Raw genomic sequence first — 21,424 nt, forward strand, 5'->3', positions numbered from 1 at the left:
AGGAGAGAAGCATGTCGGATAATCAAGACGATACGATGGACGACGACCCATGGGGCGCGGCCATCGCCGAGCAGGCCCAGGCCGAGGCGGCCGCGCTGGAGAAGCAGCAGGCCCAGGCGGCCAGCGCCGCCGTGTTCACGGACTTTTCCAACACGCCGAGCAAGACCGAGACCCACAACGATATCGACTTCATCCTCGATATCCCGGTGCAGCTGACGGTCGAACTGGGCCGCACCAAGATCGCCATCAAGAACCTGCTGCAGTTGGCGCAGGGCTCGGTGGTGGAGCTGGACGGCCTGGCCGGCGAACCGATGGACGTGCTGGTCAACGGCTGCCTGATCGCCCAGGGCGAGGTGGTGGTGGTCAACGACAAGTTCGGTATCCGCCTGACCGACATCATCACGCCGTCCGAACGTATCCGAAAACTGAATAAATGAAGCACGGACTGAGCTCAACCCTGATCCTCGCGGCGGCCTTGGCCGCCGCGCCTGCAATGGCCCAGCGCAGCGTGTCGGGCACCATCGGCGGCCAGCACGCGGCCAGCGCAACGGCCGTGGCCGCGCAGCCTGCCGCTGCCGCCGGCTCTGCTCCCGCCGCCCCGCCTGCCGCCGCAGCCGCCATCACGGCCCCGCCGGCCGCCGGGGCAACGGCCGCGCCGCCCGCCGGCGTTGCGGCCGATGCGCCCGCCTCTACGGCAGCGGCGCCCGCGCCGGGCTCGGCGGCCACTGCGGCCCCCGCCGGCCCGCTGGCGATGACCATCCCCACGCCGCAGGCGGCGCCGGCCTCGCCCGGCGGCGGCCTGCTGCAGACCACCTTCGCGCTGATGTTCGTGCTGGCCCTGCTGATCGGCGCGGCCTGGTTGCTGAAGCGCTTCGGCCCCAAGAACTTCGGCGGCGGCAACAGCAACGTCAAGCTGGTCGGCGCGCTTAGCGTGGGCGCGCGCGAGCGCATCCTGGTGGTGGAAGTGGGCGAACAATGGATAGTGGTCGGCGCCTCGCCCGGCCGCATGAACGCGCTGGCCACCATGCCGCGCCAGGAAAGCAGCGAACCGGCCACCACCGCCGCGCTGCCGACCGCCAACTTCGCCGAATGGTTCAAACAAACGATCGACAAGCGCAATGGCAAATAAGCAGGCCGGCTTCCCCCTGGCTACGGCCGTCAAATCCCTGTTGATGCTGGCCGCGCTGGCCCTGCCGCTCGCGGCCGGCGCCGATTCGAGCATCGGCATCCCGGCCTTCAACGCCACCCCGGCGCCGGGCGGCGGCACCAGCTACACGCTGCCGATCCAGACCATGCTGCTGATGACGGCGCTGACCTTCATCCCGGCCGCGCTGCTGCTGATGACCAGCTTCACCCGCATCATCATCGTGCTGTCGCTGCTGCGCCAGGCGCTGGGCACGCAGTCCGCGCCGCCCAACCAGGTGATGGTCGGGCTGGCGCTGTTCCTGACGCTGTTCGTCATGGGCCCCACCTTCGACAAGATCTACACTGAGGCCTATCTGCCGCTGCAGGAAAACAAGATCAACATGAGCGTGGCCATGGACAAGGGCGCGGCGCCGTTAAAAACTTTCATGATGAAGCAAACCCGGCAGGCCGACCTGGCCCTGTTCGTGAAACTGTCGCGCAGTCCCGCGCTGCAGGGGCCGGAAGACGTGCCGCTGCGCATCCTGGTGCCGGCCTTCGTCACCAGCGAGCTGAAAACCGCGTTCCAGATCGGCTTCGCCATCTTCATTCCATTTCTGATTATCGACATGGTGGTCGCCTCTGTCTTAATGTCGATGGGGATGATGATGATGTCGCCGGCCGTGATCTCGCTGCCGTTCAAGCTGATGTTGTTTGTGCTGGTGGACGGCTGGCAACTGCTGCTCGGCTCGCTGGCCCAGAGCTTTTACTAGGAGCGCGCCATGACACCCGAAAGCGTGATGACGATGGGCCGCCATGCGATGGAGGTGACCCTGATGATCGCCGCCCCGATGCTGCTGGTGGCGCTGATCATCGGCCTGGTGGTCAGCATCTTCCAGGCCGCCACCCAGATCAACGAGGCCACGCTGTCCTTCATCCCCAAGCTGGTCGGCATCTTCGTGGCGCTGGTGGTGGCCGGGCCGTGGATGCTGTCGGTCATGCTCGACTACATGCGCGAGATCTTCGGCGGCATCCCCGGCCTGGTCGGCTAGACATTTTGCCAATATGTAACAATTTACGATTCAATAAGAAGTTGATTTAAAATAAGAAGGTAGATGCTCGGTGGAAATAAATAGGGAAAACGCCTCATGATTTCGTTCTCCACTGCCGATATCAACCTGTGGATCGCCGGTCTGCTGTGGCCGCTTACCCGCATCCTGGGCTTGCTGGCGGCGTCCCCGCTGTTCGGCAACTCCAGCGTGCCGGCCAGCGTCAAGATCAGCCTGGGCGTGCTGCTGGCCATGGTGGTGGCGCCGGCCGTGCCGCCGCTGCCGGCCGCCGATCCGACCTCGCTGGCCGGCTTGCTGATCGTGCTGCAGGAAATGCTGGTCGGGCTGGCGATGGGCTTCAGCATCCGCATCGTGTTCGCGGCGGTGGAGATGGCGGGAGAAATCTCCAGTTTGACCATGGGCCTGGGGTTCGCGACGTTCTTCGACCCCAACACCCAGGGCCGCTCGTCGGCGATCAGCCAGTTCCTGGCGCTGGTGGCGACCATGACGTTTTTGGCGGTCAACGCCCACCTGGTGCTGCTGTCGGCGCTGGTGGAGAGCTTTTACACGCTGCCGGTGTCGGCCTCGCCGGTGTACGGGGGCGGCTTCAAGCAGCTGGCCGACTGGGGCGGCAAGATTTTCAGCACCGGTGTGCAGCTGTCGCTGCCCATCGTGGCGGCTTTACTGATTACCAACGTCGCGCTGGGCATCCTGACACGCGCGGCGCCGCAACTGAATTTGTTCGGGATCGGATTTCCGATCACCTTAGGTGTAGGTTTGCTGGTCATCGCCACGACGCTCCCGTACTTGGCGACGCCCGTGCAAAACCTGTTTTTGGATGGCATAGAACGCGTGCGGCTGATGCCGCGCACCTGGTCCCAGCGCCCCGCGACGGCCAAACCGGCAAGCTTGCCGGTTCAACCTCCGGCGCCGCGGCCATAGCGAAATTCAATAGCCAGCCAGTGATTTTTGGTTTCCATGAGGCAATTATGCGCGTATCATGGAAGCTCCCCGGGAGAACAACGCAATGACTTCGATCGTTACCAGTTTCACAACCGACCAGATCGTCAGCCTCACGGTTGCGCAGATCGGCCTGTTCACGACCGAAGACATGCAGGCGCTCAGCTCCGACCAGGTCGGCGTGATGAGCTCGGCGCAGGTGCGCGCCATCACCACGCTGCAGCTGAACTACCTGACCACCGACGGCCTGGCCGGCCTGTCCACCGCCAACGTCCCCGTCCTGACCCAGTTGCAGGTGGGCGCGCTCAACAGCGATCTGATCGCCGCCCTCAGCACCAACCAGCTGGTCGCCCTGAGCAGCCGCGAAATGCAGGCGCTGACCAGCCGCCAGCTCAACCTGCTGAACTCGGACCAGGTCGGCGCGCTGGAAACGGTGGACCTGCGCGCGCTGTCGACCATGCAGCTGAGCGTGCTCGGCTCCGACCAGGTCGCCGCCCTCACCAGCGGCCAGCTCGGTTCGCTGGCCACCCAGCAGTTGCGCGCCCTCAGCACCAGCGCCGTGCAAGCCATCGCCACCGACCAGATCCAGTCGCTGGCCACCGCCATGCTGGCCCAGCTGACCACCAGCCAGCTCAACGCCTTGACGCAAGGCCAGCTGGCCGCCGTCACCACCGACCAGATCGCCGGCCTGAGCGCGCTGCAGGTGAGCCTGCTGGCCACCGCCTCGCTGGCCAGCCTGGGCAGCGACCAGGTGGCGGCGCTGGAAACCCGCGACTTGATCGGCCTGAGCAGCAGCCAGATCGCCGCGCTGGGCCCGTTGCAGCTGGCCGGCCTGGGCAGCGACCAGCTGCACGCGCTGCGCAGCAATGAAATCGCCGCCCTCACCACCGACCAACTGCCGGTGCTGAGCACCGACCAGCTCAACGCGCTCAGTTCGCTGGCCGCGCTCAATTCCGCCCAGATCGGCGCGCTGAGCACCGATCAGCTCACCTCGCTGACCACCCGCACCATCGCCGCCCTTAGCAGCGCCCAGCTGGCCGCGCTCAACGCCGCCCAGGTGCAGGCGCTGAACAGCGACCAGATCGTCGCGCTGTCGACCGCCCAGGTGGCGGCGCTGAGCAGCGCCATGCTGGGCGCGCTGACCACCGGCCAGATGCAGGCCATCGAGACGCGCGACATCGGCGCGCTGACCACGGCCCAGATCCGCGCCCTGAGCAGCGACCAGCTGGTGGCGCTCGCCACCGTCCAGATCGCCGCGATCAGCACGGCCGACGAGGCCGCCCTGCTGCCCGACCAGCTGGCCGCGCTGGGCACCGACCAGCTCAACGCGCTCAAGAGCGTGGCCCCGCTGAGCACGCAGCAAATCCAGGCGCTCACCACCGCCCAGATCGCCGGCCTGAACAGCAAGGCCATCGTCAACCTCAGCAGCGTGCAGCTGGCGGCGCTGACCTTCGACCAGGTGCAGGCGCTGGCCAGCGACCAGATCATCGAGATGACGGCGCTCCAGTACAGCAACCTGGGCAGCAACATGCTCAACGCGCTCACCAGCACCCAGATCGGCCTGATCGAGACGCGCGACATCGCCGCGCTGCGCGCCGGCCAGATCGCCCGCCTGTCGACCGACCAGCTGGTGGTGCTGCTCAGCGACCAGTTCGCCGCGCTCAGCAGCAGCGCCATCGGCGCCCTCAGCACCGACCAGATCAGCGTGCTCACCACCGACCAGCTGAACGCGCTGTCGACGCTGGTGGGCCTGTCAAGCCGCCAGATCAGCTCCTTCACCACCGCGCAGCTCAGTTCCCTGTCGCTGCACAACCTGGGCACGCTGGCCACCGGCCAGCTGCGGGCGCTGAACTCGGACCAGATCCAGGCCCTGACCACCGACCAGATCGTCGCGCTGAGCGCCGGCCAGTTCCGTGGCCTGAGCTCGGCCGCCATCGCGGCGCTGACCACCGACCAGGTGGCCGCCATCGAGACGGCCGACCTGGCCGGCCTGAACACCCAGCAGATCAACAAGTTCGGCACCGCCCAGATCGCGGTGCTGAGCACCGACCAGATGTTCGCGCTGACCTCGGCCGAGACGGCGGCGCTGAGCACCGACCAGGTGCAGGCCTTGAACAGCGCCCAGATCGACGCGCTGCGCTTCCTGACCGCGCTGACCACGCGCCAGATCCGCGCGCTCACCACCGACCAGATCGGCAGCATCACGACCACCGACCTGGCCAGCCTGACCACGCGCCAGTTCACCGGCTTCACCAGCGACCAGCTGCAGGCGCTCACCAGCGACCAGATCGTCGCGCTCAACTCGGCCCAGCTGGTGGCGCTGAGCACCAGCGCCATGGCCGTGCTGTCGACCGCCGCCATCGCCGCCATCGAGACGCGCGACATCCGCGCGCTGCGCACCGCCCAGATCGCCCAGCTGAGCACCACCCAGGTGGCGGCGCTGACCACGGCCCAGCTGGCCGCGTTCACCACCGGCGAGATCCGCGCGCTGACCTCCGACCAGTTGTCCGTGCTCAGCAGCGACCAGATCGTCGCGCTCTCGACGCTGGGCCCGCTGGTGACCAAGCAGATCGCCGGCCTGACCACCGACCAGATCGCGCAGATGAGCACGACCGACTTCGCGTCGCTGCAGACCAACCAGCTGGCCGCCTTCAACACCGACCAGGCCGCCGCGATCAGCAGCGACCAGGTGCTGGCCATGTCGACCGCGCAGGTGCGCGCGCTGAGCTCGGACGCCATCGCCGCGCTCGGCCTGGACCGCGTCGCCGCGCTGCGCAACGCCGACCTGGTGTCGCTGAGCACGCGCCAGCTGGCCGCGCTCACCACCGCCCAGCTGGCCGCGCTGAGCACGCAGCAGCTGCGGGTCTTGACCACCGCCGAGATCGCCGCGCTGACGCTGACCCAGATCGCCGGCCTGAGCAGCGACCAGATCGACGCCCTGGCCACGCTGTCGGCGCTGACCACCAAACAGCTGGCCGGCTTCAGCACCGACCAGCTGGCCACGCTGAACCTGGCCGACCTGCGCTCGCTCAGTTCGCGCCAGATCCGCGCCCTGAGCACCGACCAGCTGGTGGCGCTGACCACCGACCAGATCCACGGCATGACCACGGCCGAGCTGCGCGGCATCGCCGCCGGCGACATCGCGGCGCTGACCACCGTCCAGATCGGCGCGCTGTCCAACGCCGAGCTGGCCTCGCTGAGCACCCGGCAGCTGGTCAACCTGACCACCGACCAGATCGTCGCGCTGAGCACGGCCCAGATCACCGGCCTGACCACGCAGGAAATCGCCGCCCTCAGCTCCGACCAGAAGGCCGCGCTGAGCAGCGACCAGCTCGGCGCGCTGAGCTCGCTGGCCAGCTTCTCGACCGCCGCCATCGCCGCCCTCACGACCGCGCAGATCGCCTCGCTGCCGCTGGCCATCCTGGCCGGCCTGACCACGCGCCAGATCGCCGCGCTGACGACCGACCAGATCGGCGCGCTCACCACCGACGAGATCGTCGCGCTGTCGACCGCCCAGTTCCGCGCGCTGACCACCGACCAGATCGCCGCGCTGACGTCCGACCAGGTGCCGGCCATCCCGCTGGCCGACGTGCGCGCGCTGTCGACCCGCCAGGTGGGCGCGCTGACCACCACCCAGCTGAGCGAGCTGACGCCGGCCCAGTTCGGCGCGCTGAGCACGCTGGACATCGCCAACCTCAGCACGCAGCAGATCGCCGCCCTGTCGACCGACCAGGTGGCCAGCTTCGCCACGCTGGCGCCGCTGACGAGCAAGCAGATCGCCGCCCTCACCACCTTGCAGATCGCCAGCCTGGCGCTGGCCAAGATCGCCACGCTGAAGACCAGCCAGATCGCCGGCCTGACCAGCGCCCAGGTGGGCGCGCTCACCACCGACGAGATCGTCGCGCTGAGCACGGCCCAGGTGCGCAGCCTGAACGCGGCCACGCTGGCCGCGCTGTCGACCGACCAGGTGGCCGCGATCGAGGTGGTGGACGTGGCCGCGCTGGGCACCAACCAGATCACCGCCCTGTCGAGCGACCAGCTGGCGGCGCTGACGGCCGGCCAGTTCGCCGCGCTCAGCACCCGCACGCTGGCCAGCCTGACCACCGACCAGGTGGCCAGCCTGCTGCTGGGCCAGATCGACAGCCTGGCGTCGCTGGCGCCGCTGACCACCAACCAGATCACCGCGCTCACCACGGCCCAGATCGCCAGCCTCGGCCTGGCCCAGATCGCCACGCTGAAGACGCGCCAGCTCAACGCGCTGGCCAGCGCCCAGCTGCAGGCGCTCACCAGCGACCAGATCATCGCGCTGGAAACCGCGCAAGTCCGCGGCCTGAGCGCGGCCGCGCTGAACGCGCTCTCGACCGAGCAGATCGCCGCGATCGAGCTGGTCGACATCGCCGCGCTGCGCACCGTCCAGGTCGCCGCGCTGAGCACCAGCCAGATCGCCGCGCTGACGCTGGCGCAGCTCGGCGCCTTCACCTCGCAGGAAATCGCCGCGCTGACCACCCGCCAGCTGGGCGTGCTGACCACCGACCAGTTCGCCGCGCTGGGCAGTCTGGCCGGCCTCAACACGCGCCAGATCAGCGGCCTGTCGAGCGACCAGATCATCGCGCTGACGCCGGCCCAGGTGGCCGCGCTCAAGACGGCCCAGATCGCCGCCTTCAGCAGCACCCAGATCCAGTACTTCACCAGCGACCAGATCCCGGTGCTCAGCACGGCCCAGGTGCGGGCGCTGCCGGGCGCGGTCGTCGCCGCGCTGACCACCGACCAGATCCTGGCGCTGAGCGGCCCCGACCTAGCCGCGCTCAAGACCAACCAGCTGATGGCCCTGACCAGCGACCAGCTGGGCGCGCTGTCGCTGACCCAGTACGCCACCCTGATCAACAGCGAGATCGCGGCGCTGACCACCCGCCAGCTGAGCTACCTGACCAGCGACCAGATCGCCGCGCTGGCCAACCTGGCCGCGCTGACCACGCTGCAGATCGGCGCCCTCTCCACCGACCAGCTGGGCGCGCTGACCGCGCAGCGCTTCGTCACGCTGAGCACGCGCCAGCTGGGCGCGCTGACCAGCCGCCAGGTGCAGGGCATCAACAGCGACCAGATCGGCGCGCTGTCGACCGCGCAGATCCGCGCCCTCTCCACCGGCCTGCTGACCGCGTTCAGCAGCGACCAGCTCGACGCCATCGGCGCGCTGGACTTCGCCGCCATGACCACCGCCCAGCTGCACGCGCTGACCACGGCCCAGATGCAGGTGCTGCTGACCGACCAGCTGCACGCGCTGACGCCGGCCGGCATCGCCGCCTTCTCGCAGGCCCAGCTGGCCGCGCTCAGCAACGCCCAGGCCGCCGCGCTGGGCAACCTGGCCGACTACTCGACGCTGCAGATCGCCGCCATGTCGACCAGCCGCATCGCCGGCCTGTCGCTGCTGGACATCGACCTGCTGAGCACGCGCCAGATCGGCGCCCTGTCGTCGCTGCAGGTGTCGGTGCTGAGCAGCGACCAGATCATCGAACTGAGCGGCGCCCAGGTGGGCGCGCTCAGCGTGGCCGCGCTGGCCGGCCTGAGCACCGACCAGATCACCTACATCGAGGCGGGCGACATCGCCGCGCTCAAGTCGGCCCAGCTGCAGGCGCTCTCCAGCGCCCAGCTGCAGGCGCTCACCAGCGACCAGGTCGGTTCGCTGACCTCGCGCGAGGTGGCGTCGCTCAAGGCCAGCCAGATCCCGCTGCTGACCACCAGCCAGCTGATCTACCTGAACAACATCAACGGCCTGACCACGGCGCAGGTCCGCGCGCTGACCTCCGACCAGCTCAGTTCCCTGCTGCCGGGCCAGATCGGCGCGCTGCGCACCGCCCAGATCGCCGCGCTGAGCCCCACCCAGATCGTCAACCTCACCAGCGACCAGATCGGCGCGCTGAGCACCGCCGACATGCTGGCGCTGAACACGCGCAGCCTGGCCGCGCTCACCAGCGACCAGGTCGTCGCGCTCGCGCTGGCCGACGTGGCCGCGCTGCGCTCGGCCCAGCTGTCGTCGCTCACCACCGACCAGATCGCCGCGCTCACCACCGACCAGATCGCCGTGCTGGGCACCAACGCGGTCAATGGCCTGACCGCCAACCAGGTGCGCGCGCTGACCACCGACCAGATCGTCAACCTGACGGACACCCAGTTCCGCGCGCTGTCGACCCGGAGCATCGCCACGCTCAGCACCGACCAGTTCGTCGCGATCGAGCTGGGCGACCTGGCCGCGCTGCGCAGCGGGCAGATCCGCGCGCTGACCTCCAGCGAGCTGGTCAGCATGACCACCAACCAGCTGAGCACCCTCAGCACCGCGCAGATCGCCGCCCTGAGCACCACCCAGCTGAGCTACCTGACGCCGGACCAGTTCCTGCTGCTCGGTTCGCTCGGTTCGCTCAACACCACCCAGGTCTCGACGCTGAGCACCGACCGCATCCAGGCCCTCAGCGACGACCAGCTGGGCGCGCTGAGCACGGCGCAGCTGGCCGCGCTGAGCAGCCGCCAGATGCAGGCCTTCACCACCCACCAGATCCAGCAACTGTCGGTGGCGCAGTGGCGCGCGCTGAGCACCTCGGCGCTGCGCGGCCTGTACAGCGACCAGATCGCCGCGCTGGAAGTGGAGGACCTGTCGGGCCTGAAGACCAGCCAGATCGCCTCGCTGAGCACGCAGCAGATCGCGCTGCTCAGCGTCGACCAGTTCGGCGTGCTGACCACGGCCGAAGTGGCCGCGCTGACCGCCACCCAGGCCAAGGCCCTGACCACCGACCAGCTCAACGGCCTGGCCACGCTGGCCGGGCTGACCACGCTGCAGGTCGGCGCGCTGACCACCGACCAGCTGGTCTCTCTCAACGGCGACCACATGGTGACGCTGAGGACCGCGCAGATCGCCGCGCTGACCAAGGGCCAGCTGCAGGCGATCACCACCGACCAGCTGGCCAACCTGAGCACCGCGCAAGTGCGCGCGCTGAACGTGGCCGCGCTGGCCGGCCTGAGCACCGACCAGATCCAGGCGATCACGCTGGACGACATCCCCGCGCTCAGCAGCGCGCAGCTCAATGCGCTGACCAAGGCCCAGTTCACGGCGCTGACGCTGGGCCAGATCGCCAGCCTGGCGACCCAGCAGATCGCCACGCTGAGCCCGAACGACATCACCGCCCTGAGCACGCAGCAGATCAACACGCTCAGCACGCTGGGCGTGCTCAACGCCGGCCAGGTGGCGGCGCTGACCTCCGACCAGCTGGGCGGCATCGACGTCGACCACTTCGCCACGCTGCGCTCGGCGCAGATCGCCGCGTTCACCCTGCGCCAGATGGCGCTGCTGACCACCGACCAGCTCGGCGCGCTGAGCACCCAGCAGGCGCGCGGCCTGAACATGACCATCCTGGGCACCGACCAGATCGCCGCGCTGAATGTCGACGCGGTGGCCGCGCTGAGCACGGCGCAGCTGGTCACGCTCAAGACCAACCAGCTCGCCGCCCTCACCGGCGCCCAGTTCGCCGCGCTGTCGACCCGTTCGCTGGCCTCGCTGGCGGTCACGCAGATCCGCGGCCTGAGCACCGACCAGCTGGCCGCGCTCGGCTCGCTGAGCGCCTTCACCGTGACCCAGATCACCGGCTTCAGTTCCGACCAGATCGTCGGCCTGTCGGCCGACATGATCAACGGCCTGCGCACCGCCCAGATCGCCGCGTTCGGCGCGACCCAGTCGCAGGGCCTGACCACCACGCAAATCTCCTCGCTCGACCCGACCCTGGTGGCGGCGCTGTCGGCGGCCGCGCTCAACGCGCTGAACTCGGACCAGATCCACTCGCTCGACGGCAACGACATCGTGGCGCTGAAGACCGCGCAACTGTCGAGCCTGACGGCGACCACCATCGCCAACTTCGGCGCCGACCAGGTGGCCGCGTTCTCCACCGCGCAGATCCGCTCGCTCAAGGCGACCCAGATCAAGGCGCTGACGCTGGCGCAGATCGCCGCGCTGACGGTGACCGAGATCTCGGCGCTGGCCGCGACCCAGGTGTGCGCGCTGACCGCCGACCAGCACGCGGCGCTGACGGCCGAGCAACTGGCGGTGCTGCCGCTGGGCAGCCCGCTGATCCTCGACCTCAACGGCGACGGCATCGGCACGCTGGGCATCGAGGCGGGCGTCCAGTTCGACCTGTACGCGGACGGCCAGCGCGTCAACACCGGCTGGGTCGGCCGGGGCGACGGCCTGCTCGCGCTGGACCGCAACCATGACGGCCTGATCAACGACGGCAGCGAGCTGTTCGGCACCGCCACCAACAGCGCGGCCGGCGGCAAGGCCAAGGACGGCTTCGCCGCGCTGGCCGACCTCGACAGCAACCACGACGGCGTGGTCGACGGCAAGGACGCGCAGTTCGGCGACCTGCGCGTGTGGATCGACGCCAACGCGGACGGCGTCAGCCAGGGCGGCGAGCTCAAGACCTTGAGTTCGCTGGGCATCGCCAGCCTGACGGTCCAGGCCGACAAAGTGAGCGAACTCGACAACAACAACTGGATCGGCCTGCGTTCCAGCTACACCGGCAGCGACGGCGTGGCGCACCAGATGGCCGACGTCTGGTTCCTGGCCAGCCGGGCGGCGCAGACCAGCGCGCTGACGCAGGCGATCGCCGGCTACGGCCAGCAAGCCGGCGCAGTGGCCGGCAACAGCGCGGCCGGCCAGCTGACGGCGCCGGCCGCCCCTGGCCTGGCCGGCCACGTCGCCGCCCTGACCGAGCAGCTGAAGCAGTACGACGCCGCCGCCGGCCTGAGCGGCAGCGCCTCAGCCGGCGAGCAGGACTGGTTCCGCAAGCCCAACGCCGCAAACGGCCTGCTGGCCGCCAAATAAAATTGGGGTCAAGTCTGACATTCGGACACGAGCTCAACCGTAGCGCCACGCTACGGTTGAGCTCGTGTCCGAATGTCAGACTTGACCCCAAAATTGCTGCCACAAAAAAGCCCTGAGCGCGTGAGCGTCAGGGCTTTTTTTTTGATCGCGCCGTGGGCGCGACGATCAGGTGATGTAGTTGAACAGCGATAAGCCCGCCAGGCTCTTGAACGATTTCTGCGCCGCGTCCAGCGTGGTCTGCTGCTGCGTGAACAGCGAGATCGCCTTCACCGTGTCGACGTCCTGCAAGTCCGACAGCGTGGTCGCGTACTGCAAATTCAAATCGTCGCCGGAACTGTCCAGATAGTCCAGCTCCTTCAGCCGCGATCCCACCTCCGACTGGATCGACAACAGATTGTCGGTGGCGTTGTCGATATTCATGTGCGCCTGGTTCAGCTTGTTGTTCAGGCTGGCCTGCCCCGCCGCGCCGTCGCCCGGCGCGCGCAGCGCCGCGATCAAGTCGGTCACGGTGGTGAACACCGATTGCTTGGTGCTCGGCTGCACCGTGAAGTTGTCGAGGTCGGCCGGGTCGCCCTTGACGTCGAACTGCACGCCGTCGAAGGTGATGTTCTGCCCGCTGACGTAGGGCTGCGGCACGGCCGGCACCGGCGCCGGAGGCACCGGCTGGTTCAGCGTCAGGTCGGTGACGGTGTAGGTGGTCACCTTGGGCGTACCCGGCGTGGCCGGCACCACCTGGAAATCCACCTGGTACTTGTGGCCGGTCAGCTGGGTCGCGTCCTTGACCGAGCCGGCGCTGATGATGCCCGAGCCGCCGCGCGTGAAGTTGGCCGGATCGGGACTGGTGACGAAAGTGCCGTTGCCGGTCGCATTGTTTTCAAACACCGACGCGCCCGAATCGCTGATCGGCAGCTTGCGGGTCGAGCCCACCTGCAACTCGCGCTGGCCCTGGTCGCCCTGGTAGGCGGCGCCGGTGGCGGTCTGGGTGAACGGCAAGGTGGTCGACTTGTAGCCTGAAAACACATAGCCGCCCGTGCCGTCGGCCGTGTTGGCCTGGCCCAGCAGGTCGGCCAGACGCCCCTCCAGCTCGGTCGCCAGCGATTCGCGGTCCTTCTGCGTCATGCCGCCGTTGCCGGCGTTGACGGTCAGCGTTTTGATGTCCTGCAAAATCGAGGTCGAACTGGCCAGCGCCACCGTCTCCAGCGACAGCGTGCCCTTGGCGTTGGAACGGTTGGTCACCAGCTGGGTGTTGATCGACTGCGACTGCGTCACTTCCAGCGCGCGCGCGGTGGCGATCGGATCGTCGGCCGCGGTCAGGTTCTTGCGGCCGGTCGAGAGCTGCTGTTGGGTGCGGGCGAGCGCGGTCTGCAGCGTGCTGATCTGCCCTACGCCGACGTCGTAGATCGTCTTGGAACTGATGCGCATGGTCATGATAATTACCTAATGTTGAGCAATACGTCAAACAGCGTGCTGGCGACCTGCATGACTTTGCCGCTGGCCTGGTAGGCCTGCTGATAGCGTAACAGATTTGCCGCTTCCTCATCCAGATTCACACCGGACACGCTCTGCTGCTGCGTGGTGGCCTGGGCCACGGCGGCGTCGGCGGCCGAGCCGCTGATCTGCGCCTCGCGCGCCTTGTTGCCGACGAAGTTGACCATCTGCGCGTAGGTGGTCTGGTAGGTGGCGTTGCCGTTGTCCAGGATGTTCTTGGTCTGCAGCCCGGCCAGCAAGGCGCCGTTGCGGCTGTCGCCAACGCCGCTGACGTTGGGCCCGACAGTGAACGTGTCCAGGTTGGCCGGCGTGCCGCTGATGTTGAAGTTGATGCCGCCAAAGCTGATCGCCGCGCCGTCGGTGTAGGGTACGCTCGGCGTGCCGGCCGGATACACGGTGGCCACGCCGTTGACCGTCACCGTCACGTCCTGCGCCGGCGGGAAGCCCGACAGCGAACCGCTGGCCTTGTCGTAGGTCAGCGTGACCGGCGCGGCCAGCGCATTGCCCGGCGTGAGGTAGTTGACGTCCACCGTGCCGGCGCTGATCTTGGCGTTGCCGGCGTTGGCGGTCGGCGCGGCCGTGGCGATCGGCGCCGCCAGCGCGATCTTGGTGCGGTCGGTGATGGCGACGTTGAAGTCATGCGCCGCGTTGTAGGTCGGCCGCACCAGGAAGTTGTCCTTGGCCACCGGCGCGCCGGTGATCGTGTAGTCGACGCCGTCGATGGTCTGCGGCACCGCCTGCGGGAAAGGGTTGATCTGCGTGACCTGGCCGTCGCTCAGGCGGGTGACGTTGAAATTGGTGCCGTCGTAGTCGACGCTGTAGTCGCTGGCGGTCAGCTTGCTGGCGTCGGTGACGACCGCGCTGACGCTGGCCGTGCTGACCGGCGAGTTGTGGCTGTTGACGCCGATATACGCGTTGATCGGGCCGAAGAACGGCGTGCCGAGCACGCCGTTCTGGTCCTGGCCCAGTACGTGCTGGGCGTTGAAGCTGACCGCCAGCCCGGCCGCGATCTGGCCCAGCGAGTTTTGCGCGCGGTCCATCGTGGTGTCGCGGAACGAGACCAGGCCGCCCAGCTGGCCGCCGGTCAGCACGCTGTCCGGCAAGGCGCTGAAGGCGCCGTTGTCGGACTGGTAGCCGACCGTGACGCGGCTGACATCGGTGGGCGAGGTGGAAGTCGCCAGCTGGAAAGCCTTGTTGCCCACCACCAGAGGCTGTCCGGTGCCGAATTCCACCGTCAGCGTGTTGTTGTCGCCGGGGATGACGGTGGTCTTGATCAGCTTGTTGAGCTCGGTCAGCATCTGGTCGCGGTGGTCCAGCAGGTCGTTGGGTGCCTTGCCGTCCGTGCTCAGGCCGGCGATGGTGTTGTTCAGCGCGGCGATCTGGGTGGCGTAGGAATTGATCTCGCCGACGTTGGACGTGATCTGGCCGTTGACGCCGGAGGAGATTTCCGTCAGCCGCGCGCTCAAGCCCTGGAAGCGCGAGGCCAGCGAGCTGGCGGTCGACAGCATGGCCTGGCGCGACGCGGCCGAGGCCGGATTCGAGGTGGCGTCCTGCACACCGTTGAAGAAGTCCTGCAGCGCCGGCGACAGGCCGGCGGTGGGATCGGCCAGCAGGTTGTCGATCTGGCTGATCTGCTTGGTGTAGGCGTCCAGCGAGGCCTGGTTGGACTCGGCATTGCGCAGTTGCACCGCGAGGAAGTTGTCGTAGTAGCGGCGCACGGCCGACACCTCGGTGCCGCTGCCGACGAAGCCGAAGCCCTGGTCCTGGGTCGCGGTGTCGGACTGGATGGCGGCCTGGCGGCTGTATCCCGCCACACCAGCGTTGGTGATGTTGTTGCCGGTGGTCGACAGACCTACCTGGGCCGCCAACAAACCGCTTTTGCCGATGCTGAGAAGGGACATGATGTTTTACTCTATCTGTAAGGTGGTAACGGCGGCCCGCCGCAAAACTTGATTAACCGGCCAGCGAGCGCTTGATGATGCTGGTCAGCTTGTTCGCGTAATTCGGGTCGGTGGCGTAGCCGGCCTTCTGCAGGCCATGCGCAAAGCTGCTGGCGTCGCCCGCGCTGGCCAGCACCTTCTCGTAGCGCGGATTGCTGGCCAACAGCTTGGCGTAGTCCTTGAAGCTGTCGCTGTAGCTGTCGTAGGCGCGGAAGCGCTCGACCTTGGTGTGCGCCTTGCCGTTGACATATTCGGTGGTGGTGGCCTCGACCACCTTGCCCTTCCAGTCGCCGCCGGCCTTGATGCCGAACAGGTTGTGGCTGTTGCTGCCGTCGCGGCCCTTGATCTCGCGCTTGCCCCAGCCGCTCTCCAGCGCCGCCTGGCCCAGCATGAACTTGGCCGGGATGCCGGTGGCGCGGCTGGCCTCCTCGGCGTCCGCGCCGAGCTTTTGCTGGAAGCTGCGCACGTGCGCCGCCTGGCTGCCCTTGACCGTGGCCGGCACCGCGCTGTTGTCGTCCACCGAGCCCGCCGCGCCGGCGCCGCCGGCCGCCGCGATGGCGCGCTGCAGCTTGGCGTCCATCAGGCTGGACAGCCCACCGAAGCTGCCGCCGTTGGCGCCGCTGGCGGTGTCGCCGGCCTCGTTGCCGATCGCCAGCGCCTGCTTGTCGGCGGTCTTGGACAATTGGCGTATCAGCATGTCCGACAGGCCGATGCCCTTCTTGGCGATATTCTGGCTGGTCTGCTGGTCCAGCATGGTGGTGAACATCTTGGTCTGCTGGCTGTCCATCATGCCGTCCTGCGGCGTGGCGTCGCGCATGCTCTTCATCATCATGTTGACGAACATGGCCTCGAACTGCGTGGACGCCGTCTTCAGCGCCTCCGGGCTGCCGGCCTTGGCCGACTGGCGCAGGCTGCCCATGTCCTTGAGGTCAAGGGCGAACTTACTGCTGAGGTCGTTGGAGGTGTTGGGACTCGTCATGGCGGCACCTGCTTAGATGATTTCCAGTTCGGCGCGCAGCGATCCGGCCGCTTTCATCGCCTGCAAAATGGCCAGCAGATCCTGCGGCGTGGCGCCGATGGCGTTGAGCGCCTTGACCACGTCGGCCAGCGAAGCGCCGCCCTTGACCAGCATGACCTTGCCGCTGTCGGCCTTGATGCCCACCTGCTGGTTGGGCGCGACCACGGTGCGCCCGCCCGACAGCGGATTGGGCTGGCTGATCTGCGGATCGGCCGTCACCGAGATCGACAGGTTGCCGTGCGAGATGGCGCAGGTGTCGAGCGTGACCGCGCGGTTCATCACCACCGAGCCGGTGCGCGCATTCATGATCACCTTGGCCGGCTGCTCGGCCGGGTTGACCTGCATGTCCTGCAAGGTGCCGATGAAGCTCACGCGCTGGTCGCTGCTGCTGGGCGACTGCACGCGGATCACGCGGCTGTCCAGCGCATACGCGATGCCGGGGCCGTACTTGTCGTTGATCGCCTCGACCACGCGGCTGGCGGTGGCGAAGTCGGCGGTGTTCAATTCCAGCTTGATGAAGTTGCCCTCGCCCAGGCTGGAGGCGACCGCGCGCTCGACCGTGGCGCCGCCGGAAATCTTGCCCACGCTGAGGTGGTTGACGGTCAGCGAACTGCCGCCCGCGCCGCCGGCCGCCACGCCCACGCCGCCCACCAGCACATTGCCCTGGGCCATGCCGTAGACCTGGCCGTCGGCGCCCTTGAGCGGCGTCATCAGCAGCGTGCCGCCGCGCAGGCTCTTGGCGTTGCCCATCGACGAGACCGTGATGTCCAGCGTCTGGCCCGGCTGCGCGAACGGCGGCAGCGACGCCGTCACCATCACGGCGGCCACGTTCTTCAATTGCAGCGAGGTGCCCTGCGGCAGGTTCACGCCCAGCTGCTGCAGCATGGACACCACGCTCTGCACGGTGAACGGGGTTTGCGTGGTCTGGTCGCCGCTGCCGTCCAGGCCGACGACCAGGCCGTAGCCGATCAGCTGATTCTGCCGCACGCCGGCGATGCTGACCAGGTCGCGCAGATGCTCGGCGTGGACCGGCTGCGCCAGCAGCGAGACCGCCACCAGCGACAACGCCGCCAGCCTGCGCGCGCCCCGCTTGATCGATTGAGTGCTGTCCATGATGGCCATCAGAAAGGTAACAGGCTTTGGAAGAAGCGCGACGCCATCGACGCCATCTCGGCGCGGTCGATCTGGCTGTTGGTGCGGTACTCGACCTTGGCGTCGGCCACGGCGGTCGACTGCACCGTGTTGCCGGTGGCGATATTGTCTGGATTGATCATGCCGGAGAAGCGGATGAACTCCACACCCTTGTTCATCGCCACCTGCTTCTCGCCTGCCACGATCAGGTTGCCGTTGGCCAGCACCTCGACTACGGTCACGCCCATGGTGCCGGTGAAGGTGTTGCTGGCCGACTGGTTGTCGCCGTCGGCGTACTTGCTGGCGTTGTTGGCGCTGAGCGTGGCGCCGAAGGTCGATTGCAGCGGATGCGGCACGCTGGCGCTGACGCTGCCTGACTTGTTGCCCGAACTGGCGCCGGCCTTCACGGCCGAGGTCTTCTCGGTGATGACCAGGGTCAGCACGTCGCCCACGTGGCGCGCGCGGCGGTCCTCGAAGATGGGACGGAAGGCGGCGTTCTGGTAGATCGCGCCGTTGGTCGGCGCGGCCTGCTGCTGCTCGCTGGTCAGCGGGCGGGCCGTCATCGGCATTTGCACGATGGAGGTCGGGGTGGTCATGCAGCCGCTCAGGCCGATTGCGGCGGCGACGATGGTGATGGCGTATTTCATGATCATCTCCTTACATCTGCGACAGCTTGGCCAGCATCTGGTCGGAGGTCGTGATGGCCTTCGAGTTGATCTCGTAGGCGCGCTGGGTCTGGATCATATTGACCATCTCCTCGACCACGTTGACGTTCGAGGTTTCCACATAGCCCTGCAGGATGACGCCGGTGCCGTTGGTGCCCGGCGTGTTGGTCTGCGGATTGCCGGAGGCGCCGGTCTCCACGTACAGGTTCTCGCCCTTCGACTCCAGCCCGGTCGGGTTGATGAAGGTCGACAGCTGGATACTGCCGATCTGCTGCGGCGCCACCTGGCCCGGCAGCGTGACCGATACGGTGCCGTCGCGGCCCACGGTGATCGATTGCGCGGTGATCGGGATGGTGATGGCCGGCTGCAGCACGAAGCCGCTGGAGGTGACCATCTGGCCGTTGTTGTCGCGCTGGAAGGAGCCGTCGCGGGTGTAGGCGGTGGTGCCGTCCGGCAGCAGCACGTTGAAGAAGCCGTTGCCGTTGACCATCAAGTCCTTGTCGTTGCCGGTCGACTGGGGATTGCCCTGGGTGTGCACCCGTTCGATCGCCACCGGCCGCACGCCGGTGCCCAGCTGCATGCCCGACGGCAGATTGGTCTGCTGCGACGACTGCCCGCCCGGCTGGCGGATGTTCTGGTACAGCAGATCCTCGAACACCGCGCGCGACTTCTTGAAGCCGTTGGTGCTGACGTTGGCCAGGTTGTTGGACGTGACATCGAGCGCGGTCTGTTGCGCTTCCATGCCGGTCTTGGCGATCCACAGTGAACGTATCATGATGCTTCTCCCGTTGCTTGGACGGGAGCCGTCAAAAGCGACAGCTACTCATCCCACGCAACCATTATGCGGGAGAGGGCATCAACTCAAAGCGAGGATCTGGGTGGCTTTTGCGGCGTTATTCTCGGCGTTCTTCAGCAAACTCATTTGCATCTCGAACTGCCTTGCCAGACTGATCATGTTGACCATGGAATCGACCGGATTGACGTTGCTGCCCTCGAGCGCGCCGTCGACCACGCGCACCGCCGGGTCGTTCTCGGCCGGCGTGCCGCTGACCTGCCGGAACAGGCCGTCGTCGCCGCGCACCAGGCCCTTGGGGTCCGGGTTGACCAGCTTGATCCGCCCAAGCACGTTGGCCGGGCCGGGCTTGAAATCGGTGGAGATGGTGCTGACCGTGCCGTCGCCGGCCACCATCACCGTGGTGTCGGGCGGAATGGCGATCGGGCCGCCGTCGCCCACCAGCGTCTGCCCGCTGGTGGTCTGCAGCAGGCCGTTCTCGCTGACCTTCAGGCTGCCGTTGCGGGTGTAGGCCTCCGAACCGTCGGCCGACTGCACCGCGATCCAGCCCTGGTCGCGCACCGCGATGTCCAGCGCGCGGCCGGTGGTCTGGATCGGGCCGGCGCGCATGTCGGCGCCCACCGTGGAATCGACCACGAAGGCGCGCGTCTGCAAGCCCTCCGACACCACCGGCACCGCCCGGAACGTATCGAGCTGGGCGCGGAAGCCGGTGGTGGTGGCGTTGGACAGGTTGTTGGCGACGGTGGCTTGCTGCTCCATCACGTGCCGCGCCCCTGTCATCGCGGTATAAACCAGGCGGTCCATGGCTTACTCGATTATCGGAGGTTGACCAGGGTTTGCAGCACCGAATCCTCGGTCTTGATGGTCTGCGCATTGGCCTGGTAGACGCGCTGCGCGGTGATCATGTTGACCAGTTCGGCCGTCAGGTCGACGTTCGACACCTCGACCGAGCTGGCGCGCAGCGAACCCATCGAGCCGGCGTTCGGCACCCCGACCTGCGGCGTGCCGGAGGCCGAGCTTTCCGCCCAGGCGTTGTTGCCCAGCGGCGTCAGGCCGTCGACGCTGGCGAAGTTGGCCATGGCGATCTGCCCCATCGGACGCGACTTGCCGTTGCTGTACTGGCCCAGGATCACGCCGTTGGCGTCGATGGCGTAACGCTGCCACGAACCGGCCGAGTAACCGTTCTGCACCGAGCCCAGGTCGTTGGTGACGCTGCCGTACTGGGTGGTCTTGTCGAACGTGGTGGCGACCACCATCGGCTGCTGGGAGCCGGTATCGGGGAAGATCGGCAGGCTGATGTTGAACGGCAGCGTTTGCGGCGTCGGTTGCATCAAGGCCATCGCCTCGGGGTCCAGCACGCCGGTTTTGCTGAACAGCAGCGTACCGGCCTTGACGGCGGGCACGGTGATGGCGGCGGCCAGCTTGGCGTTGATCTGATCGGGCGTCATGCCGGTGATCGAATTGCTGCCGGTTGGATCGAGCGCGGTCATCGCGGCATCCAGCGCGGCCAACTGCGCCGGCGAGGCGGCGGCCGGTGGCACCACAGCCGCCGCAGCCATCGAATCGTGCGCAGCTTGCGCATAGGTGAACGCAGCTGCGGCGATGGCGGCGGGGTCCGGCGGGGTCGCGCGCACCGCGTCGTTATAGGCGCTGCGGGCAGTCTTCACAGTAGGGTCGATGTTGATCGCCGCAGCCACGCTGCCGGAAACGATTTCCTTGTTGTCAGCCGCCGCGTACACGTCCCACGTGTTGGCGTCGGTCTTGACGTAGTAGGTCGTCATGATGTGCGAGGTGCCCAGGCTGTCGAACACGTTCAGCACGGTCTGCTTGTTGTAGCTGGTCGGATCGCCTGCGTCGAACGGGATCGTGGCCGGCACCTTCTCCGCCGAGCTCAGATTCAGCTGGAAGTTGGCGGTGGTGGTTTGCACCGGCGTCAGGTCGGACTTGTCCAGGGTCAGCGGGGTCGGCGCGCCCAGCTGGATCACGCCGGCCGCGTTCGACAGGTAGCCGGTCAGCACCGCGCCCTGCGCGTTGACCAGCGTGTGGGTGTTATCTTCGTGGAACTGGCCGTTGCGCGAGTACTGCACCGCACCGTTCACCACCTCGCGGAAGAAGCCGCCGCCGTTGATCGAGATGTCCAGCGGATTGTTGCTGGTCTCGATATTCCCCTGCGTGAATTGCTGGGCCAGCTTGGCGGTCGTCACACCGATGCCCGGGTTGTTGCCCGACACGCCGTTCAGCGAGTTGGCGTACAGGTCCGCAAACTGCGCCTGCGAGCCCTTGAAGCCAACGGTGCTGGCGTTGGCGATGTTGTTGCCGATGACGTCCAGCGATTTGGATGCTGCGTTCAGGCCGCTAAGTCCTTGTTGGAACATGGTATTCCCCTATGCTAGGT

14 protein-coding genes are annotated in these 21,424 nt (G+C 67.5%); 6 read left to right on the forward strand and 8 right to left on the reverse strand.

The window, feature by feature from the left end; translation table 11 throughout:
- Nucleotides 1–11 precede the first annotated feature (11 nt).
- The 6 genes from fliN (at nucleotide 12) to AC07WS_RS06735 (ending at nucleotide 11,994) form a co-directional block, all read left to right on the forward strand.
- Nucleotides 12–437, forward strand: a complete 426-nt coding sequence (gene fliN, locus AC07WS_RS06710; protein WP_494728302.1) for a flagellar motor switch protein FliN — start codon at nucleotides 12–14, stop codon at nucleotides 435–437.
- Complete coding sequence (fliO, locus tag AC07WS_RS06715) at nucleotides 434–1,129, forward strand: flagellar biosynthetic protein FliO (RefSeq protein ID WP_494728303.1); 696 nt, start codon at nucleotides 434–436, stop codon at nucleotides 1,127–1,129. Before fliN ends, fliO begins: the two co-directional genes overlap by 4 nt.
- Nucleotides 1,119–1,895: a flagellar type III secretion system pore protein FliP gene (fliP, locus tag AC07WS_RS06720; protein ID WP_494728304.1), complete on the forward strand. Its 777-nt coding sequence runs from the start codon at nucleotides 1,119–1,121 to the stop codon at nucleotides 1,893–1,895. The genes fliO and fliP overlap by 11 nt, the downstream gene beginning before the upstream one ends.
- Before the next feature lie 9 nt (nucleotides 1,896–1,904).
- Entirely contained in the window at nucleotides 1,905–2,174 is a 270-nt protein-coding gene (gene fliQ / locus AC07WS_RS06725) for a flagellar biosynthesis protein FliQ (RefSeq protein ID WP_494728305.1), read from the forward strand.
- A gap of 96 nt (nucleotides 2,175–2,270) precedes the next feature.
- Nucleotides 2,271–3,113 (forward strand): flagellar biosynthetic protein FliR, encoded by an 843-nt coding sequence (gene fliR, locus AC07WS_RS06730; protein ID WP_494728306.1) that lies wholly within the window; start codon nucleotides 2,271–2,273, stop codon nucleotides 3,111–3,113.
- Between the two features lie 85 nt (nucleotides 3,114–3,198).
- On the forward strand, nucleotides 3,199–11,994 hold the full coding sequence (locus tag AC07WS_RS06735; protein WP_494728307.1) for an SPM autocatalytic domain-containing protein: 8,796 nt from the start codon (nucleotides 3,199–3,201) through the stop codon (nucleotides 11,992–11,994).
- A 165-nt stretch (nucleotides 11,995–12,159) separates the two neighbouring features.
- On the opposite strand, the gene flgL is transcribed toward AC07WS_RS06735, so the two are convergent.
- From flgL to AC07WS_RS06775, 8 genes are all read right to left on the reverse strand, one after another.
- Nucleotides 12,160–13,422, reverse strand: coding sequence for a flagellar hook-associated protein FlgL (flgL, locus tag AC07WS_RS06740; RefSeq protein ID WP_494728308.1), 1,263 nt, complete (start codon nucleotides 13,420–13,422; stop codon nucleotides 12,160–12,162).
- 5 nt (nucleotides 13,423–13,427) lie between these two features.
- Complete coding sequence (flgK, locus tag AC07WS_RS06745; protein WP_494728309.1) at nucleotides 13,428–15,383, reverse strand: flagellar hook-associated protein FlgK; 1,956 nt, start codon at nucleotides 15,381–15,383, stop codon at nucleotides 13,428–13,430.
- A gap of 52 nt (nucleotides 15,384–15,435) precedes the next feature.
- The gene (flgJ, locus tag AC07WS_RS06750; RefSeq protein ID WP_494728310.1) at nucleotides 15,436–16,401 is read right to left on the reverse strand and encodes a flagellar assembly peptidoglycan hydrolase FlgJ; all 966 of its coding nucleotides are present in this window, start codon (nucleotides 16,399–16,401) and stop codon (nucleotides 15,436–15,438) included.
- Nucleotides 16,402–16,413: 12 nt separating this feature from the next.
- Nucleotides 16,414–17,562 (reverse strand): flagellar basal body P-ring protein FlgI, encoded by a 1,149-nt coding sequence (locus tag AC07WS_RS06755; protein WP_494728311.1) that lies wholly within the window; start codon nucleotides 17,560–17,562, stop codon nucleotides 16,414–16,416.
- The gene (locus AC07WS_RS06760) at nucleotides 17,562–18,218 is read right to left on the reverse strand and encodes a flagellar basal body L-ring protein FlgH (RefSeq protein WP_494728312.1); all 657 of its coding nucleotides are present in this window, start codon (nucleotides 18,216–18,218) and stop codon (nucleotides 17,562–17,564) included. The genes AC07WS_RS06755 and AC07WS_RS06760 overlap by 1 nt, the downstream gene beginning before the upstream one ends.
- 10 nt (nucleotides 18,219–18,228) lie before the next feature.
- Nucleotides 18,229–19,011, reverse strand: coding sequence for a flagellar basal-body rod protein FlgG (flgG, locus tag AC07WS_RS06765; protein WP_008451365.1), 783 nt, complete (start codon nucleotides 19,009–19,011; stop codon nucleotides 18,229–18,231).
- An 81-nt stretch (nucleotides 19,012–19,092) separates the two neighbouring features.
- Nucleotides 19,093–19,833, reverse strand: a complete 741-nt coding sequence (flgF, locus tag AC07WS_RS06770; RefSeq protein WP_494728313.1) for a flagellar basal-body rod protein FlgF — start codon at nucleotides 19,831–19,833, stop codon at nucleotides 19,093–19,095.
- A gap of 11 nt (nucleotides 19,834–19,844) precedes the next feature.
- The gene (locus tag AC07WS_RS06775) at nucleotides 19,845–21,404 is read right to left on the reverse strand and encodes a flagellar hook protein FlgE (RefSeq protein WP_494728314.1); all 1,560 of its coding nucleotides are present in this window, start codon (nucleotides 21,402–21,404) and stop codon (nucleotides 19,845–19,847) included.
- Nucleotides 21,405–21,424 lie beyond the last annotated feature (20 nt).

The sequence above is a fragment of the Duganella sp. GW821-FHT01E12 genome, assembly GCF_059422325.1.

What these genes read in the sequence shown, in the direction of transcription:
- fliN (WP_494728302.1), top strand. Translation starts at nt 12, where the DNA reads ATGTCGGATAATCAAGACGATACGATGGACGACGACCCATGGGGCGCG.
- fliO (WP_494728303.1), top strand. Translation starts at nt 434, where the DNA reads ATGAAGCACGGACTGAGCTCAACCCTGATCCTCGCGGCGGCCTTGGCC.
- fliP (WP_494728304.1), top strand. Translation starts at nt 1,119, where the DNA reads ATGGCAAATAAGCAGGCCGGCTTCCCCCTGGCTACGGCCGTCAAATCC.
- fliQ (WP_494728305.1), top strand. Translation starts at nt 1,905, where the DNA reads ATGACACCCGAAAGCGTGATGACGATGGGCCGCCATGCGATGGAGGTG.
- fliR (WP_494728306.1), top strand. Translation starts at nt 2,271, where the DNA reads ATGATTTCGTTCTCCACTGCCGATATCAACCTGTGGATCGCCGGTCTG.
- AC07WS_RS06735 (WP_494728307.1), top strand. Translation starts at nt 3,199, where the DNA reads ATGACTTCGATCGTTACCAGTTTCACAACCGACCAGATCGTCAGCCTC.
- flgL (WP_494728308.1), bottom strand. Translation starts at nt 13,422, where the DNA reads ATGACCATGCGCATCAGTTCCAAGACGATCTACGACGTCGGCGTAGGG.
- flgK (WP_494728309.1), bottom strand. Translation starts at nt 15,383, where the DNA reads ATGTCCCTTCTCAGCATCGGCAAAAGCGGTTTGTTGGCGGCCCAGGTA.
- flgJ (WP_494728310.1), bottom strand. Translation starts at nt 16,401, where the DNA reads ATGACGAGTCCCAACACCTCCAACGACCTCAGCAGTAAGTTCGCCCTT.
- AC07WS_RS06755 (WP_494728311.1), bottom strand. Translation starts at nt 17,562, where the DNA reads ATGGCCATCATGGACAGCACTCAATCGATCAAGCGGGGCGCGCGCAGG.
- AC07WS_RS06760 (WP_494728312.1), bottom strand. Translation starts at nt 18,218, where the DNA reads ATGAAATACGCCATCACCATCGTCGCCGCCGCAATCGGCCTGAGCGGC.
- flgG (WP_008451365.1), bottom strand. Translation starts at nt 19,011, where the DNA reads ATGATACGTTCACTGTGGATCGCCAAGACCGGCATGGAAGCGCAACAG.
- flgF (WP_494728313.1), bottom strand. Translation starts at nt 19,833, where the DNA reads ATGGACCGCCTGGTTTATACCGCGATGACAGGGGCGCGGCACGTGATG.
- AC07WS_RS06775 (WP_494728314.1), bottom strand. Translation starts at nt 21,404, where the DNA reads ATGTTCCAACAAGGACTTAGCGGCCTGAACGCAGCATCCAAATCGCTG.